At 35.3% G+C, this 15,729-nt stretch carries 18 protein-coding genes and 1 other RNA gene; 12 read left to right on the forward strand and 7 right to left on the reverse strand.

All coding sequences use genetic code 11. From position 1 onward, the window contains the following. Positions 1 to 15: 15 nt before the first annotated feature. The 3 genes from alr to gatA all read left to right on the forward strand — a co-directional run bounded on the left by alr (position 16) and on the right by gatA (position 4,197). Positions 16 to 1,137: an alanine racemase gene (gene alr, locus MMJJ_RS06585; protein WP_104838165.1), complete on the forward strand. Its 1,122-nt coding sequence runs from the start codon at positions 16 to 18 to the stop codon at positions 1,135 to 1,137. Positions 1,138 to 1,360: 223 nt separating this feature from the next. Beyond that, on the forward strand, positions 1,361 to 2,722 hold the full coding sequence (agcS, locus tag MMJJ_RS06590; RefSeq protein WP_104838166.1) for a sodium/alanine symporter AgcS: 1,362 nt from the start codon (positions 1,361 to 1,363) through the stop codon (positions 2,720 to 2,722). A 179-nt stretch (positions 2,723 to 2,901) separates the two neighbouring features. Continuing rightward, a complete protein-coding gene (gatA, locus tag MMJJ_RS06595; protein WP_104838167.1) occupies positions 2,902 to 4,197 on the forward strand; it encodes an Asp-tRNA(Asn)/Glu-tRNA(Gln) amidotransferase subunit GatA in 1,296 nt (431 codons plus the stop codon). Positions 4,198 to 4,329: 132 nt separating this feature from the next. On the opposite strand, the gene MMJJ_RS06600 is transcribed toward gatA, so the two are convergent. Continuing rightward, positions 4,330 to 4,671 carry a DUF555 domain-containing protein gene (locus MMJJ_RS06600; protein ID WP_011171453.1) on the reverse strand — a complete coding sequence of 114 codons (342 nt, stop codon included), beginning with the start codon at positions 4,669 to 4,671 and terminating at the stop codon, positions 4,330 to 4,332. Between the two features lie 20 nt (positions 4,672 to 4,691). Then, on the reverse strand, positions 4,692 to 4,997 hold the full coding sequence (locus MMJJ_RS06605; protein WP_104838168.1) for a DUF357 domain-containing protein: 306 nt from the start codon (positions 4,995 to 4,997) through the stop codon (positions 4,692 to 4,694). Between the two features lie 267 nt (positions 4,998 to 5,264). Here MMJJ_RS06605 and MMJJ_RS06610 point away from each other — a divergent pair, with 267 nt between their 5' ends. From MMJJ_RS06610 to MMJJ_RS06635, 6 genes are read left to right on the forward strand one after another with little or no spacing between them, the layout of a single operon-like run. Continuing rightward, on the forward strand, positions 5,265 to 5,795 hold the full coding sequence (locus tag MMJJ_RS06610; RefSeq protein WP_104838169.1) for a pyruvate ferredoxin oxidoreductase subunit gamma: 531 nt from the start codon (positions 5,265 to 5,267) through the stop codon (positions 5,793 to 5,795). A 14-nt stretch (positions 5,796 to 5,809) separates the two neighbouring features. Further along, positions 5,810 to 6,067 (forward strand): pyruvate synthase subunit PorD, encoded by a 258-nt coding sequence (gene porD / locus MMJJ_RS06615; protein WP_104838170.1) that lies wholly within the window; start codon positions 5,810 to 5,812, stop codon positions 6,065 to 6,067. Between the two features lie 20 nt (positions 6,068 to 6,087). After that, complete coding sequence (porA, locus tag MMJJ_RS06620; protein WP_104838171.1) at positions 6,088 to 7,251, forward strand: pyruvate synthase subunit PorA; 1,164 nt, start codon at positions 6,088 to 6,090, stop codon at positions 7,249 to 7,251. A 16-nt stretch (positions 7,252 to 7,267) separates the two neighbouring features. Beyond that, complete coding sequence (porB, locus tag MMJJ_RS06625) at positions 7,268 to 8,164, forward strand: pyruvate synthase subunit PorB (RefSeq protein WP_104838172.1); 897 nt, start codon at positions 7,268 to 7,270, stop codon at positions 8,162 to 8,164. Positions 8,165 to 8,187: 23 nt separating this feature from the next. Continuing rightward, a complete protein-coding gene (locus MMJJ_RS06630; RefSeq protein WP_104838173.1) occupies positions 8,188 to 8,691 on the forward strand; it encodes a 4Fe-4S dicluster domain-containing protein in 504 nt (167 codons plus the stop codon). A gap of 18 nt (positions 8,692 to 8,709) precedes the next feature. Continuing rightward, positions 8,710 to 9,126 carry a 4Fe-4S binding protein gene (locus MMJJ_RS06635; RefSeq protein WP_104838174.1) on the forward strand — a complete coding sequence of 139 codons (417 nt, stop codon included), beginning with the start codon at positions 8,710 to 8,712 and terminating at the stop codon, positions 9,124 to 9,126. 10 nt (positions 9,127 to 9,136) lie between these two features. On the opposite strand, the gene MMJJ_RS06640 is transcribed toward MMJJ_RS06635, so the two are convergent. Together MMJJ_RS06640 and ffs are read right to left on the reverse strand one after the other, a co-directional pair. After that, positions 9,137 to 9,628, reverse strand: a complete 492-nt coding sequence (locus tag MMJJ_RS06640) for a YfcE family phosphodiesterase (RefSeq protein ID WP_104838175.1) — start codon at positions 9,626 to 9,628, stop codon at positions 9,137 to 9,139. 58 nt (positions 9,629 to 9,686) lie between these two features. Next, an RNA gene (ffs, locus tag MMJJ_RS06645) (signal recognition particle sRNA) lies at positions 9,687 to 10,001 on the reverse strand. 195 nt (positions 10,002 to 10,196) lie between these two features. Between ffs and ftsZ the strand changes: the two genes are divergently transcribed. Next, on the forward strand, positions 10,197 to 11,294 hold the full coding sequence (gene ftsZ / locus MMJJ_RS06650; protein WP_011171444.1) for a cell division protein FtsZ: 1,098 nt from the start codon (positions 10,197 to 10,199) through the stop codon (positions 11,292 to 11,294). A gap of 48 nt (positions 11,295 to 11,342) precedes the next feature. Continuing rightward, positions 11,343 to 11,855, forward strand: a complete 513-nt coding sequence (locus MMJJ_RS06655; RefSeq protein WP_104838176.1) for a transcriptional regulator — start codon at positions 11,343 to 11,345, stop codon at positions 11,853 to 11,855. A 6-nt stretch (positions 11,856 to 11,861) separates the two neighbouring features. Here MMJJ_RS06655 and MMJJ_RS06660 read toward each other — a convergent pair whose 3' ends face one another. The 3 genes from MMJJ_RS06660 to pheS are packed head-to-tail and all read right to left on the reverse strand — an operon-like array spanning position 11,862 to position 14,650. After that, positions 11,862 to 12,644, reverse strand: a complete 783-nt coding sequence (locus tag MMJJ_RS06660; protein WP_104838177.1) for a DUF1188 domain-containing protein — start codon at positions 12,642 to 12,644, stop codon at positions 11,862 to 11,864. Beyond that, positions 12,641 to 13,120 carry a DUF3236 domain-containing protein gene (locus MMJJ_RS06665; RefSeq protein ID WP_104838178.1) on the reverse strand — a complete coding sequence of 160 codons (480 nt, stop codon included), beginning with the start codon at positions 13,118 to 13,120 and terminating at the stop codon, positions 12,641 to 12,643. The genes MMJJ_RS06660 and MMJJ_RS06665 overlap by 4 nt, the downstream gene beginning before the upstream one ends. A 24-nt stretch (positions 13,121 to 13,144) precedes the next feature. After that, entirely contained in the window at positions 13,145 to 14,650 is a 1,506-nt protein-coding gene (gene pheS, locus MMJJ_RS06670) for a phenylalanine--tRNA ligase subunit alpha (RefSeq protein WP_104838179.1), read from the reverse strand. Between the two features lie 79 nt (positions 14,651 to 14,729). Here pheS and MMJJ_RS06675 point away from each other — a divergent pair, with 79 nt between their 5' ends. Then, positions 14,730 to 15,728 carry a TIGR01212 family radical SAM protein gene (locus MMJJ_RS06675; protein WP_104838180.1) on the forward strand — a complete coding sequence of 333 codons (999 nt, stop codon included), beginning with the start codon at positions 14,730 to 14,732 and terminating at the stop codon, positions 15,726 to 15,728. Position 15,729: the final 1 nt, after the last annotated feature.

Below are 15,729 nucleotides of genomic sequence, written 5' to 3' on the forward strand. Positions count from 1 at the left end.
TATAAGGTGAAGTTTATGGTTTCACATCCGATATGGGCAGAAATTGACTTAAGCGCAATTAAAAACAATATTAAAGAAATAAGAAGAATTACAAACCCTAAATCCAAGGTAATGGCAGTAGTAAAAGCAAATGCTTACGGACACGGCGCAGTCGAGGTTTCAAAAGTATGCCTTGAAAATGGGGCCGATCGGTTAGCAGTTGCACGTTCAACGGAAGCTCTTGAACTTAGGAATGCAGGAATAACGTGTCCAATACTTGTATTTGGATATGTTACCGAAGAAGAAATTTTGAAAATGGTTGAAAATGATATAACTTTAACCGTTTATTCACTTGAAATCGCAAATTCAATCCAAAAAATTGCTGAAAAATTGGGAAAAAATTCAAAAATCCATATCAAAGTAGATACTGGAATGAGTAGACTTGGATTTTTGCCCGAGAAATCGTCGGTAGAAACCATAAAAAAAATCAGGGAACTGGAAAACATCGAAGTTGAAGGAATTTACACGCATTTTGCAGATGCAGATAATTCTGATAAAACATACACCACTATGCAATTTTCTAAATTTACGAGTTTTTTACACGATCTCGAGGAAAATGGAATTGATATTCCAATAAAACACGCATCAAATAGCGCTGCAATAATTGACCACCCGGAAACACATCTCAATATGGTGAGACCTGGAATTATTTTATACGGGCTTTATCCTTCAGAACTGGTCCACAAGGAAAGAATTAATTTACAACCTGCAATGAGTTTGAAGGTACTTGTAACACATGTAAAAGACGTTCCAGAAAACACGAAAATAAGTTATGGTTGTACTTTTGAAACCAAAAAACAATCAAAAATTGCATCACTTCCAATAGGGTATGCCGATGGATTCACAAGAATGTTAAAAAATGGAAATGTCCTGATTCATGGATTGCGGGTTCCTGTTGTTGGCAGAATCTGCATGGATCAGTGCATGATTGATGTTACAAGTATTGAAAACGTAAACGTTGGAGACGTTGTCACAGTATTTGGAAAAGACGGAAATGAAAAAATCTCCATTGAAGAGTTTGGTAATAAATTGGGAACCATAAATTACGAACTTGTTTGCATGGTATCTGCAAGAGTTCCAAGAATATATTTACATTAATTCTTTTTTTTAGCCTCATATATTTATAAAATCAAGTATTTAAATCCGTTACATTTATATACTAATCTATACATTTTATATATTGCCGGAATGTGCATTCCGGTGACCACTTAATTCAAAATAAAAATTCATATAAATGTCCCTCAACATAGTTTGAAAGGTACATCTGTAATGATTAAACATTAAAAATCTTTAAAAAACCAAAAAAATTTGGAGTGGAAAAATGGATTTTGTTTCACTTGTTAATACAGTTAACAGTTTTGTTTGGGGTCCTTACATGCTCGTACTTCTTTTGGGTACCGGGATCTTTTTAACATTGAGATTAGGTTTTATGCAAATTCACACGTTGCCTTATGCATTAAAACTCGCATTTTCAAAACATCAAGATGAAACTTCAGAAGGGGACATCTCACACTTTCAGGCATTGATGACTGCGCTTGCAGCAACAATCGGTACTGGAAACATCGCAGGGGTTGCAACAGCATACGTTCTTGGTGGACCTGGTGCAATATTCTGGATGTGGGTCACCGCATTTTTTGGAATGGCTACAAAATATGCAGAAGCAGTTCTTGCAATTAAATACAGAACTGTCGATGACAACGGAGAAATGGCAGGAGGTCCAATGTACTTCCTTGAAAAAGGACTTCCAGACCACGGACTTGGAAAAATTTTAGGGGTTGCATTTGCATTTTTCGGTGCATTTGCTGCATTTGGTATTGGTAACATGGTTCAAACGAACTCAGTTGCTGATGCAGTGGCTTCAAACTTTGGTGTTGATCCATTAATTACAGGATTTGTTCTTGCAATATTCACAGCTGCAGTTATTTTGGGCGGTATTAAAAGTATCGGTAAAGCTACAGGTATTATCGTACCCTTCATGGCAGTATTTTACATATTGGCAGGATTAGTAATTCTTGCAATGAATATTGGTTACATTATTCCAGCGTTTGGAACAATATTCTCTTCAGCATTTAACTTTAGCGCAGGATTCGGTGCATTAATTGGTACTGCAATCATGCGGGGGGTTAAAAGAGGTGTATTTTCAAACGAAGCAGGTCTTGGTTCCGCACCAATTGCAGCAGCAGCTGCTAAAACAGATCACCCTGGAAGACAGGCATTAGTTTCAATGACTGGTACATTCCTCGATACAATTGTTGTATGTACAATTACTGGATTAGTTTTAACAATTGCAGGTTTAAAAGCATTCCCTGGTCTTACAGACTTAACGGGCGCATCTTTAACCGCAGCTTCATTCGACGCATTAATGCCAATGGGTGGATTGATCGTTACAATTGGTCTTGTATTCTTTGCATACTCAACGGTACTTGGATGGTCGTACTACGGTGAAAAATGTTTCGAATATTTAATCGGTACGAAAGGAATTAGGTTGTACAGAATTGCATTTGTTTTAGTTGCTTTCTGGGGTGCAACCGCAAGCTTACCACTTGTATGGAACATTGCAGATACATTAAACGGAGCAATGGCAATTCCAAACTTGATTGGTTTGTTATTACTTTCAGGAGTAGTTGTTAGCGAAACAAAAGCTTTCAACGAAATAAGGAAAAATGAAGCTAAAAACGCTTAAATTAACAATTAATTACCTATTAATTAACAATCCAATACTTTTTTGTTTATTATATTTTTAAGGAATTAATTCAAATTAGTGGTTTTTGCAATTTATAGTTTTAAAATGATAATATGCCTCAATACTTTTTTATACGTAAAATGGATAAATCTATAGGATTTGTAATTTAGGTGATTTAAATGATTACTGACAGAGTTTCCGATTACTTGGAAAAAATCGAGAAGTCTGATGTTAATGCTTTTATCGATGTTAACGGCGAGAAAGTTTTAAAAGAAGCAGAAGAACTGGAAAAAAACGACGCTCTTAAGAATAAACCTCTTTATGGAAAAATAGTTGCAGTAAAATCCAACATAAATGTAAAAGGCTACAAAATTTCATGTGCATCAAAAACACTTGAAAAATATGTGGGAACTTATGATGCAACAGTGGTTAAAAAATTAAGATCCCAAGGGGCGCTTATCGTTGGGATGACAAACATGGATGAGTTTGCAGGCGGAAGCAGTGGTGAAACATCTTGTTATGGCCCAACGAAAAACCCTGCTGCAATGGATAGAATTCCTGGTGGAAGTAGCTCTGGAAGTGCTGCTGCAGTTGCTGCAGATTTGTGTGACATGGCAATTGGAAGCGACACTGGAGGAAGTATTAGAAATCCTGCAAGCCACTGTGGAATTGTTGGATTCAAACCTTCATACGGTGTAGTATCAAGACAGGGTTTGTGCGACCTTGCAATGAGTTTCGATCAGATTGGCCCATTAACCAAAAATGCAGAAGATGCATTAGTTTTAACAAACGCAATAAAAGGAATTGACAGGTCTGACAGCACTTCACTCGAAACACCGAAATTCGAAAAAAAGGATATTTCAAATTACAAAATTGGTGTTGTAAAAGAATTCATGGATGTAACTGACGAAAAAATCAGAAACGAAATTGAAAAAGGAATCGAAGTTTTCAAAGATATGGGCTGTAAAATTGTTGATTTAAGCTACAAATATATTGATTTAGCTCTTCCAACTTACTACCTCATAAACTACGTTGAATTCTTCTCTGCAACAAGAAAATACGACGGAAGAAGATACGGGGAATTCATCGAAGAAGCTTGTGGTGAAGAAGTTTTAAGAAGAATATTAATTGGAAAACACATCAGTGAACAGGAATTCAGTGGAAAATACTACAAAAAAGCACTTCAGGCAAGAAAATCAATGAAAAAAGAAATGCTTGGACTTTTTAATAGTGCTGATTTGATAGTTGGTCCAACTGTACCAAAACTCCCGCACAAACTCGGTGAAGATGTTTCCCCAATGGAAATGTATGCATATGACGTTTTAACAGTTCCAACAAACATTTGCGGAATATGTTCTGGTGTTGTTAGATGCGGAAATATCCAAGGCGTTCCAGTAGGATTACAAATCCAAGGGGCACCTCTTGAAGATGAAAAAGTACTCAGTGCAATGATCGAGTTTGAAAAAAATTATTAACTTATTAAATTATTATTTTTTTATAAATTTCTAGACTATTTTTTACTTTTTTAAATTATCAAAGATAGTATTATCTAAAAAAATTAAATTTACAATATAAAACTCGTTTAAAATTTAAAAAAAGAGAAAAATTTAGATTTCTACGACATCCACGTCTTCTAACGGAATATCTTTTAAAGCTCTTCCAATTGAAGATTTTGCAATCCTGACAGCGTGTTCCGGACTTTCTGCATTAAAAACTTTCATTGAAAGTAAAATACCTACAATTGCTGTTTTTGCAACTACGAGTACACAATCGATTGGTTCGCCACATTTTGGGCAGATTGTTAAACCAACGTCAATATCGACGTAATCTAAGCTTCCTTTGTTTAATAGTTTTCCAATTTGGGATATTGCAACCCCTATTGCATCTTCTACGTCTTCAACATTTTTCGCAATGTATGAAGCCTGTAATGTTACGTGGTAATTTCCCATGTTTTCTCACCGAAATCTCGCTATTTTGCTAATGTAAATCTCACGTCGTCGTCTCCTACATTAAAAATTCCGAGCCTTGCTCCAGCATCAATCCAGCCGTAAGCATAATTCAACGAAGCGAATGCATTTATATAATCTCCTTTATCTATAAATGTTTTTGCATCTTCAAAGTAGCAGTCGATCATTACCAGAAAGTCGGAAGCAACGTCGGATAAAAGACTTTTTTCTGGAGGTAATCCGTTTTTTATAATTGTAATTGCTTCTTTAGTTCTTTCAAAGTAATTTTCTATTTTTTTATCAGTAATAATATTGTCAATTTCTACCATTTAATCACAAAATCAGCATTTTTTTATTTTTCATTTTTATTAACGTTTTAATTTATTTTCACTATTGATTACATTTATAGCTAACTAAAATAATCATAGCACCTATCGAAAATTAAAACGTTAAATAACGTAATATTTTAGCACATTTTCGACAATTTTTTCGACAATAGGTGAATAGTGAAAACATTTATATAATAATAATTGTAACGATTAATCATGATGATTACAAATATGGTTTCATTGCAGAGGTTATTTTGAGGTGAATTGATGAAAGAAGTTAGATTCCACGGAAGAGGGGGACAGGGCGCAGTAACAGCAGCTCAAATTCTTGCTAAGGCTGCATTCTACGATGGTAAGTTCTGCCAAGCTTTTCCATTCTTTGGTGTGGAAAGAAGAGGGGCTCCCGTAATGGCATTTACAAGAATTGACGATGAAAAAATAAGATTAAGAAGCCAGATTTACGAACCAGATTACGTAATTGTACAGGATCCAACATTGATGGATTCAGTAGATGTTACAAGCGGGATCAAAGATGGCGGAATAATTTTGATAAACACGTTAAAAGACATAAAACTCAATGGCTACGACGTTAAAACAATAGATGCTACAGGAATAGCATTAGATGTTCTTGGAGTTCCAATTGTAAATACGACACTTTGTGGAGCTTTTGCCGGGCTTACTGGAGAAGTTACTATCGAATCACTTAAAAAATCGATTTTGGAAACATTTCCAGGTAAATTAGGCCCTAAAAATGCAGATGCAGCTGAAAAAGCGTATAACCTAACAAAAGGTCTGTAATTTAAGGTGAGTACATGGTAAACACAGGAACAATTATTTATGAACCTGGAAGTTCAGCAAAAAATAAAACTGGAAGCTGGAGAGTATTCAAACCAGTTTTAGATCAAGACAAATGCGTAAAATGTGAAAATTGTTACATCTTCTGTCCTGAAGGCTGTATCCAAGAAAAAGATGGAAAATTTGAAATTGACTACGACTACTGTAAAGGATGCCTAATTTGCGAGAAAGAATGTCCTGTAAAAGCGATAAAAGCAGAAAGGGAAGAAAAATAAGACTGATTTAGGAGGATATCATGTGTGAAGTTAAGGTTATCACAGGAACTTCTGCAGCCGCTGAAGCTGCAAAGCTTGCAGATGTAGATGTTATTGCAGCATATCCAATTACCCCCCAAACGACATGTGTAGAAAAGCTTGCAGATTTTGTGGCCAATGGCGAATTAAACGCAGAATACATTAAAGTGGAAAGTGAACATTCTGCAATGAGTGCAAGTATTGGGGCAAGTGCAGCAGGTGCAAGAGCATTTACTGCGACATCATCACAAGGTTTAGCATTAATGCACGAAGTTTTATTTGCCGCAGCAGGAATGAGAGTTCCAGTTGTAATGATGAATGCAAACAGGGCATTATCTGCACCAATTAACATTTGGAATGACCAGCAAGACAGTTTATCTCAAAGAGATACAGGATGGATTCAACTATACGCTGAAGACAACCAGGAAGTTTTAGATTTAGTTATACAGGCATTTAAAATTGCAGAAGATGAAAAAGTTCTTCTTCCAGTTATGGTAAACTTGGATGGTTTTATTTTAACCCACACTGTAGAGCCAGTTACACTTCCAAAACAGGAAAATGTACTCGACTTTATAGGAACTTATGAACCAAAACATGCATATTTGGACCCTAAAAAACCAATGACGCAAGGTGCGCTTGGTGATCCAAACTACTACATGGAAACAAGATATGCAATAGAAACTGCAATGGAAAATGCTAAAAAAGTTATTGCAGACGTTCACGATGCTTTTGCAGAAAAATTCAACCGAGCTTACGGAAACGGGCTTATTGAAAGCTACAATTTAGAAAAAGCAGAAAATGTAATTGTTGCAATGGGTTCAATTTGTGGAACAATTAAAGATATGATCGATCTCAAGAAAAAAGAAGGCGTAGAAATCGGTTTATTAAAAATAAGATGCTACAGACCGCTCCCTATTGAAATGATCAAAGATGCACTCAAAAACGCCAAGAATGTTGCAATTCTCGATAAGAGTATAAGCCTTGGTATGAACAAAGGTGCAATTTATGCAGATGTCGCATCACACTTGAAAGATAAAAAGACTGTAAATTACATTGTAGGTCTTGGTGGAAGGGACATTACTCCTGAAGACATTTTGGGAATTTACGACGATGTAGAAATCTCTGAAGATGGAAAAACAAACTGGATCGGATTGAAGGAAGAATAATTTATTTGGTGATATTATGACTGGAAGCCAATTTCCAAGAGAAGAATTATTTGCTCCAGGACACAGGGGCTGTGCAGGTTGTGGTGCAGCAATTGTTGCAAGACTCGCTTTAAAAGCTGCTGGAAAAAACACGATCGTTGCAAATGCTACAGGATGTCTTGAAGTTATGACAACGCCATACCCTGAAACTGCATGGAGAGTTCCTTGGATTCACGTTGCATTCGAAAACGCTGCAGCAGTAGCAAGTGGTGTCGAGGGAGCTGTAGCTGCCTTAAAGAGAAAACGCGGAAAATACGGTGAAGAAAAAGTAAACGTTATTGCATTTGGTGGTGACGGCGGTACTGCAGATATCGGATTCCAAGCACTAAGTGGTGCAATGGAAAGAGGACACGACATGGTTTATATCATGTACGATAACGAAGCTTACATGAACACCGGAGTTCAAAGAAGTGGTTCAACGCCTTTAATGGCCTCAACAACGACTTCACCTGCCGGAAGCCTTATCCGTGGGGAAACTATGCCTAAAAAGAACATGCCAATGATCATGGCAGCTCATGGAATACCTTATGTTGCAACAGCATCAATAAGTTACCCTGAAGATTTCATGAACAAAGTTAAAAAAGCATGTGAAATAAACGGTCCTGCATTTATTCAAGTAATGCAACCATGTACTACCGGCTGGGGATATCCTGCTGATAAAACAATTGAATTGGGCAGACTTGCAGTAGAAACTGGTGTTTGGCCACTTTTTGAAATTGAAAATGGTGAATTTAAGTTAAACTACAAACCACTTAAAAGAAAACCAATTGAAGAATACTTAAAAGTGCAGAAAAGATACAGACACTTAAATCCCGAAGAGATTTCAGTAATTCAAAAGACCATCGACATGAAATGCGACGAATACGGTCTTTAATTAATATTTTTTAAGGTGCGATCATGAAAAAAGTAATGATGGTTAACGAAGCTTGTGATAACTGCGGGGATTGTGTTAAATCATGTTCTGAAGTTCACGAAGTTAGTGGAATCAGCATTTGGGAGCACGAAGGAAGGTATCTGCCAGTAGTATGCCAGCACTGTACCTCATCACCTTGTATGGATGTATGTCCTGTTTCGGCTATCGAATCAAAGGATGGTGTAATTTATCTCGACAAAGAATCCTGCATTGGATGTGGACTCTGTGCAATGGCATGCCCCTTTGGTGCAATATACATAAGCGGAAAGACTGCACACAAGTGTGATTTGTGTTTTGGAAGAGACGAACAAGCATGTGTTAAAGCATGCAGTAAAAGATGTCTCGAAGTTGTAAACGTTGATGAATTAGTAATGGATAAAAAGTTGAATAATATTGAAAATTTAACAGTTTTGGGTTCTAAAGGAAAATCCAAAAAGAAAAAAGGACTCCTTTCTTTAGTTACTGCATCGTCAAGATGTAATCCTTAAAATTATCTGGTGAAGTTCATGAAGGTAATGCCAAATATTGACTTGTGCGTAGATTGCAAAAAGTGTGAACGGGCATGTCCTATAAACGCAATTCACGTTTTTGATGGGATTCCCATTAGATGTATGCACTGTGAAGATGCACCCTGTCTTAATGTATGTCCCGAAGATGCAATTGAAAAAATAGCTGATAAAGTAGTAGTACATCCTGAAAAGTGTGTCGGATGCGCATTATGTGCGGAAGTATGCCCTGTTGGGGCCATACAGATTGATAGATGTACAAAAGTCGCAGTAAAATGTGATGGATGTATTGAACGAGGCAGTGAAGTATGTCTTGAAGTATGCCCTACAAAGGCACTTGACTACTACGAAAATACAATTGAAAACAAAAGAGCGGAACTTGTTTCAAAACTTAAGAAATTAACTTCAAGAAAATAAATTTATTTTTTTATTTTATGGAAATTAACTCTGCATCAATTTTTCTTTCTTCTATTTTTAATTTCATAATCGTTTTTAATGGATATCTTGGAACAGTCGGGCTTCCAGGATTCAAAAGTAATATTTTTTTATTTTCAGCATGTAGTTCTTTTATCATAGGAACGTGGGTATGTCCAGAAATTAAAACATCCCAGTTTTTTTCAAGGCATAAATATTTCATTTTTAATGTATCTCCACGCGGATGAATCTGGTTTCCATGAATTATTCCAATTTTGAAATTTTCAATGTTTAGTTCATGTTCTTTTGGATAATTCATATAATCCATGTTTCCAGAAACGACTAAAATTTCACTGATTTTTTTTAATTCATTTAAAACGGATTCAGACGTTACATCACCGCAGTGAATTATTAAATCTACGTCAGAAAAGTGTTCAAAAATTTCTTTCGGTAGTTTTTTAGCCCTTTCTGGAATATGTGTATCTGAAATGATCCCTATAATCATGATTTAACCCTTAAAAAACTTGGAAAATTGATATACTTATAAAAATCTTTTAAAATAAAAAGTGGCTTCCTTGAGGTGGGTGAAAAATCCTGAAACCCATTGTACCTCAAGTTCTGCTCGATTCCGCAACCCTCTGAGCGTTGAAGTTCTTTCTACCGCTGCTCCCTTCCGGGCCTGACGGGGTTCGAAAGATAAGGGAGGTTTGTCTTTTTCCTACAAAAAAGGTTCCTCCTCCATCTTACCCCAAAGGACGAAATGTCTACACAAAACTTGAGAATGAGCGACAGAATTCAAAACCGCCCTCAAGTTTTCGGCTCTCGCAAAGGCGATTTCGAGTTACAGGAAACGCCTAACTTCCCAGCCTAGCCACATCAAGGTTTAAGTGTTTATATTTATATACCTTACGATAATAATCAATAAGTATACTAAATGCAAATATGCCAAAAACATATAAAAACTATTATATAGCATAAAAGAGGGAATATATTTAGTAAAAACAATTTTTTGACTGTTAACATACTACTAAACGTAATTTACACAACCATCTTCACCGCTTTGGAGGATTAATATGAGACTTGTAAAAGAAGCTTTGTCCAAAAATAATGAGGAATTATACAACACCCAAATGGCAAAAGACGATTTTGGAAATGCAAAAATTCTTGTTGTTGGATGTGGTGGTGCTGGAAACAATACCATTCACAGATTAAGTGAAATTGGTATTGAAGGTGCCGAAACTATTGCAATTAATACTGATAAACAGCATTTAGAACACATAAATGCTGATAAAAAAATATTAATTGGTTCAACGCTTACAAGAGGTTTAGGTGCCGGAGGATACCCAGAAATTGGTAAAAAATCCGCTGAACTTGCCAAAAACGTGCTTGAAGATGTCATAAAAAGTGCAGATTTAATATTTGTTGCAGCAGGAATGGGTGGTGGAACAGGAACTGGTTCCGCTCCAGTTGTAGCAGAAATTGCAAAAGAAAACGGTGCTGTAGTTATTGGTGTTGTAACTTACCCATTCAAAATTGAAAGGGCAAGACTCAAAAAAGCTGATGAAGGTCTTAGACGACTTACTGAATGCTGTGATACTGTTATTGTAATTGATAACAACAGGCTTGTTGATTTTGTTCCTAACTTACCAATGAACGAAGCTTTCAGAGTAGCTGATGAAATTATTGCTCAAGCAGTCAAAGGAATCACTGAAACAATTTCATTAAAGAGCTTAATCAATATCGACTACGCAGACGTTAAAGCGGTGATGACAAACGGTGGAGTTGCAATGATTGGTGTTGGAGAAGTTGACTACGACACTAAAGGCGATAGGGTTGAAAAGGTAGTAAAAGATACATTACAATGTCCTCTTTTAGATATCGACTACAAAGGAGCAACCGGTGCTTTGATACACATAACTGGCGGTCCAGATTTAACTCTTGGTGAAGCTAACAGAATCGGTGACGGAATTACAAGCAGCATGGATATAAATGCTAACGTTATTTGGGGTGCAAGACTCGATCCTTCAATGGACGGAGCAATACGAGTAATGGCAATTATTACAGGAGTTAAATCTCCAAATATAATGGGCGGTGGAAAAAGCCATCAAAAAATAATTCCAAATTCAGCTAACCGGTCAAAAGGTTCTCTTGGAATTGATTATATTGTATAATTGCATTATTCTAACGATTTTTCTTTTTTTATATTTTAGGTGGGACCTATGCGAGCACACGAACGACTTTTATTGAGTGTGGGTTCAGATAAGTTTACGGATGAATTCAAAAAAGTTCTTCTTGAATTGGATGTTCCTTTAAAGGAATTTTCCGAGATATCTGGGATTCCCTATAGTACACTTTATAAAATCACGAATGAAAAAGATTTTCGAGTATCGACTCTTAAAAAAATTATTGGGACTGTAAAAAGTTTTGAAGAAGATGATTCATCAGAAGATAAAATAGCTTTGATTGCAGCAAGACCTTCTTTAAATAAAGTAAGTAAAAAAAGAGTGGAAATAAACGGAAAAACGTATCTCTTGAAAGAATATCCTGCAAGTACGCTTGAAGAATGTATTGTTTCAGCAATATATGCAGAAAGAGAGGGCGTAAAAGCGATAGTCTGTGCGCCAATAGTAAGTACCAGCATTGAAAAGGTTGTAAGAATACCTGTTGCAGTTATTATCGCAGAAAAAAATGCATTTATGGAAGCACTCGAAATTGTCGTGTCAAAAATTTAAAAGAGTTTAAAATTCTTTAACAAAGGAATCTACTCTTGAAATATTTTTAGAGAGTATTTCTTCAAGTTCGTATTCAACATGGTCTATCGAACTTACAGTTATTGCAGGCATGTTCAATTCAGTTAAAAATTTTTTTACGTTTTTTTCGTGGAAAACGGTTCCCTCGAAGTATTTTAAGTTTGGAATCGTGTACAAAACACTATCTAACTCATTAATATCTCTGCATGAATCCATTATTATGTCAACAACAAGGGTCATTGTTCCAGAAGTTTTTGAAAATTTAGACGACCGGTAAGTTTTTAAAACTCCTTTTTTGGCCCCTACGCAGAGTCTTTTGTCGGTATTATCTATTTTTGAAATTCCTTTATCGTGGTTTCCTTTCGGGTCTTCAACGATCAAAACTTTTGGGTTAAATTTGGAAATTAAATCCGGAGATACTCCTCCAATACCTGTTAAATCAATTACCAAATCGGGGTTAATTGAAGTTCCATTTCTTAATTCAAGTTGCAATTTGTTTAAATCCATAAATTTTATTCCGTCGTTAAATAAAATATCTTTTAAATGGGGCTGAATGTCTACGATAATAACTTCGTCACAGTCTTTTAAAAGTGAATATGCAATGTAGCTTCCGGAAAGATAAGCTCCAAATACAATAGCCTGCTTAAATTCTTCGCCTTCTAAGAAGTATTTAATTGCATTAGCCTTTTTTTCTACAACATCTGAAACGATGTCTTTTATTTTTATTTTTGAACGGGTCGTTTTTACACTTTCAGTAATTCCGTAATTCATTTTTTCACCACAATACCGATTCTTTCAAGGGCCACAATCAATTCTAACTCTACTGTTTTATCTATTGGATTTTTATGAATTATGGATGAAGGAGAAACTGATCCTGTTAGAATTCGTCCCTTTCTATCCATTATAAGGAGTAGTGATCCAGAACCTGGAATTCCAAGCCTTCCTCTAGTTATTATTAAATCCGCATCTGAGGAATCCACGGCAATTAATCCCTTGTTTAATGCAGGCATTCGGGTTAAGTCCGCAGAATTTGTTGGAAGTTCAAGCATTGATATATTTGCATCTGTAATCCTTGAAATAATATCGGATACTACTTTAAATTTTTTTTCATTGCTTGTTGCTACAGTTACGTTTTTTGCACTTTTTATGGTGCTTTGGATGGCATCGATTTCTTCTATTTTGTCACCAAAGCGTGTATTGGTTATTGATTCTTCATAAGCAGATTTAATGGTATTTTTAATATTCACGAAAATCCCTTCAAAAAGTTGAATTTATTGTTCATTAACAGCAGTTTTTTTAAGCCATTCCATGTCGTTTTTGTGAAGTTCACGGATGTCTGTAAGTCCGAGTCTTAACATTGCAAGCCTGCTTAAGCCAATTCCCCATGCAAGAACCGGTTTTTTAATTCCGAAAGGTTCTAAAACTTCAGGCCTAAATACTCCGGCACCTAAAAGTTCAAGCCAGCCTTTTCCTTCCATGTAAACTTCAGCTTCAAGGGATGGTTCTGTAAATGGGAAGTATGCAGGCCTAATCCTTACTTTTTCAAAGCCTAATTTTCTTAAAAATTCTTTTAAAATTCCAACGAGGTTGTCAAAGTTCACGTCTTCAGCCATAACGATTCCTTCACACTGGTAAAATTCTGGAAGGTGTTTGTAATCGATTGTTTCGTTTCTAAATACTCTGTCAATACAGAATACTTTGTGGGGTTTTTCTCTTTCGCTTTCTGAAAGTGAAGCTAAATATTTTATCGATGAAACGGTTGTGTGCGTTCTTAAAACTGTTCTTTTAGATACGTTTTCATCAAACTTGTAGCACCAGCCTTTTGAAATTTTTTCGCCATCAATAGTTCCGCATTCGTGGATTCCTTTTACTTTTTCGAGCAAATTTTCTGGAACTTTTCCCGTGTTTGGATATTTTACAAAGAATGTATCCTGCATGTCTCTTGCAGGGTGGTCTTGAGGCTCGAATAACGTATCAAAATTCCAAAATTCAGTCTGGACGATCTGGCTTTTTACTTCCTTAAAACCCATTGAAATTAAAACTTCGTTTACTTCCTGAATCATTTTTGACATCGGGTGTGCTTTTGCAGGGTAAACATCTTCTGTAGGAATTTTTGCATCATATGGCCTTATAAAGTAGTCTTTCCATTTTCCACTTACAATCATTTCCCTTGTAAGCTGGGTAATTTCTTCTTTTATTTCTATTGGATTTTTAATAAATTCAGTTCCTGCATCCTTAATTTCAAAACTTCTATCAACTACTTCTTTTAAGTTTAAAAAACCTCTTTTTTTCAGGTTTTCAACTATTTTAACTTCGTCTTTTGAATATATTGATAAATCAGGGTTGATTGAAACTTTTTTTAATATTTCTTCTTCAATATCTTCGTAGTCTAAATTTTTAAATACAATATTTCCTTTATCTATCTCGACCAATCCTTTTTTCTTTAAATTACCAAGTGCGGCTCCTGTTTCGTCCTTTTCTAAAATTTTTGAGAGTTCTTTTATCGGGATTGATTCCAAATTATTTTCTTTGATATAATTTGCAACTTTTCTCTCGGGAATTCCAAAATCAATGGAATTTTTACCAAGTTTAGTTAATTCACAAAGTTTTGTTTTATTTTCAATAATTTCAAGAAAATCTCGCCCTGAAAGCCAAAATGCTGCTCTCATTACTTTTTCTTTTTCAATATATTTTGAAAGTTCTTCTAAATTCATCGTTTTTTTATTAGATTCCTGAAATGCCTTTAATAATCTTTTTTCGTCGTTATGAAGTTCCATTATTTTCACCTTTATGAACATATAACAATATAAACACCAATTATTTAATATATCCTATAATTTAGTTTTTGGTGGTTTCATGAATAGGGGCGCTCAAATTTACAGAAACACTAGTAGTTCCATAGATAAAAATATTGTCGATAAAATTTACAGTGAAGGCTACTCAATAGCCCAATACGGACTTTATACGAGGCGAGAAAAGGGTTACAAGACTTTTAAAGTTGCAGTTGATGCAGGATTCTCATGCCCTAATAAAGATGGGACAATTGATACAGAAGGTTGCATTTTCTGTCCAAAAATGGGAAGGCCGATAAGTGTTGAATACTGCAATGTTAAATATTCCTTAAAAGAGCAGATTGAACATCAAATACAGAGGAATAAAGAAAAGGGAATTGAAAAATTTTACGTTTATTTTTATCCTGGAACAAATACTCATGCATCACCAGAATATTTAAAAGAATTGTGGGATTTTGCACTTTCTTTTGATGATGTTATAGGAATTTCAATTGGAACAAGGCCCGACTGCCTTGAAGATGAAAAACTTGATATTTTAGAAAATTATGTGAAAGAAGGCTATGAAATCTGGATCGATCTAGGAATCCAGACAATGCACGATAAAACTCTTGATTTTCTAAATAGGAAGCATTCTTCAGACGATGTAAGAAGAGTTCTTAGGGAATGTAAACAAAGAGGGATTTTGGTATGTGGTCACATAATTTTAGGACTTCCTGATGAAAGCTGGGATATGATGATGGAAACTGCAAAAATTTTGTCTGATTTAGAAATTGACGCATTAAAGATTTACCCGCTTGTTGTTGTTGAAAATACAAAACTTGAAGAGATATACTGGAAAGGAGAATACAAATCTTTAGACGAAAAACAGTACATTCATCTTGTTGCTGATTTTTTAGAACACTTATCTCCGTATGTAATCATTCAAAGAGTTTCAAAGGACAAAGTGCCAGAAGAAATAAAAATTTCACCAGAATGGTCTTTAAAAAGGCTCAGAATTTTAAATGAAGTTTCAAAATTATTGGATAAACGAAAAACAAAACAGGGCTCAAAATATGAAAAATAAA

The organism is Methanococcus maripaludis (assembly GCF_002945325.1).
GTDB classification, from domain to species: Archaea; AGJL01; Methanococci; order Methanococcales; family Methanococcaceae; genus Methanococcus; species Methanococcus maripaludis.

Bases quoted from the DNA above. Each gene is read 5' to 3' on its own strand.
- alr (WP_104838165.1), top strand. From the start codon at position 16: ATGGTTTCACATCCGATATGGGCAGAAATTGACTTAAGCGCAATTAAA.
- agcS (WP_104838166.1), top strand. From the start codon at position 1,361: ATGGATTTTGTTTCACTTGTTAATACAGTTAACAGTTTTGTTTGGGGT.
- gatA (WP_104838167.1), top strand. From the start codon at position 2,902: ATGATTACTGACAGAGTTTCCGATTACTTGGAAAAAATCGAGAAGTCT.
- MMJJ_RS06600 (WP_011171453.1), bottom strand. From the start codon at position 4,671: ATGGGAAATTACCACGTAACATTACAGGCTTCATACATTGCGAAAAAT.
- MMJJ_RS06605 (WP_104838168.1), bottom strand. From the start codon at position 4,997: ATGGTAGAAATTGACAATATTATTACTGATAAAAAAATAGAAAATTAC.
- MMJJ_RS06610 (WP_104838169.1), top strand. From the start codon at position 5,265: ATGAAAGAAGTTAGATTCCACGGAAGAGGGGGACAGGGCGCAGTAACA.
- porD (WP_104838170.1), top strand. From the start codon at position 5,810: ATGGTAAACACAGGAACAATTATTTATGAACCTGGAAGTTCAGCAAAA.
- porA (WP_104838171.1), top strand. From the start codon at position 6,088: ATGTGTGAAGTTAAGGTTATCACAGGAACTTCTGCAGCCGCTGAAGCT.
- porB (WP_104838172.1), top strand. From the start codon at position 7,268: ATGACTGGAAGCCAATTTCCAAGAGAAGAATTATTTGCTCCAGGACAC.
- MMJJ_RS06630 (WP_104838173.1), top strand. From the start codon at position 8,188: ATGAAAAAAGTAATGATGGTTAACGAAGCTTGTGATAACTGCGGGGAT.
- MMJJ_RS06635 (WP_104838174.1), top strand. From the start codon at position 8,710: ATGAAGGTAATGCCAAATATTGACTTGTGCGTAGATTGCAAAAAGTGT.
- MMJJ_RS06640 (WP_104838175.1), bottom strand. From the start codon at position 9,628: ATGATTATAGGGATCATTTCAGATACACATATTCCAGAAAGGGCTAAA.
- ftsZ (WP_011171444.1), top strand. From the start codon at position 10,197: ATGAGACTTGTAAAAGAAGCTTTGTCCAAAAATAATGAGGAATTATAC.
- MMJJ_RS06655 (WP_104838176.1), top strand. From the start codon at position 11,343: ATGCGAGCACACGAACGACTTTTATTGAGTGTGGGTTCAGATAAGTTT.
- MMJJ_RS06660 (WP_104838177.1), bottom strand. From the start codon at position 12,644: ATGAATTACGGAATTACTGAAAGTGTAAAAACGACCCGTTCAAAAATA.
- pheS (WP_104838179.1), bottom strand. From the start codon at position 14,650: ATGGAACTTCATAACGACGAAAAAAGATTATTAAAGGCATTTCAGGAA.
- MMJJ_RS06675 (WP_104838180.1), top strand. From the start codon at position 14,730: ATGAATAGGGGCGCTCAAATTTACAGAAACACTAGTAGTTCCATAGAT.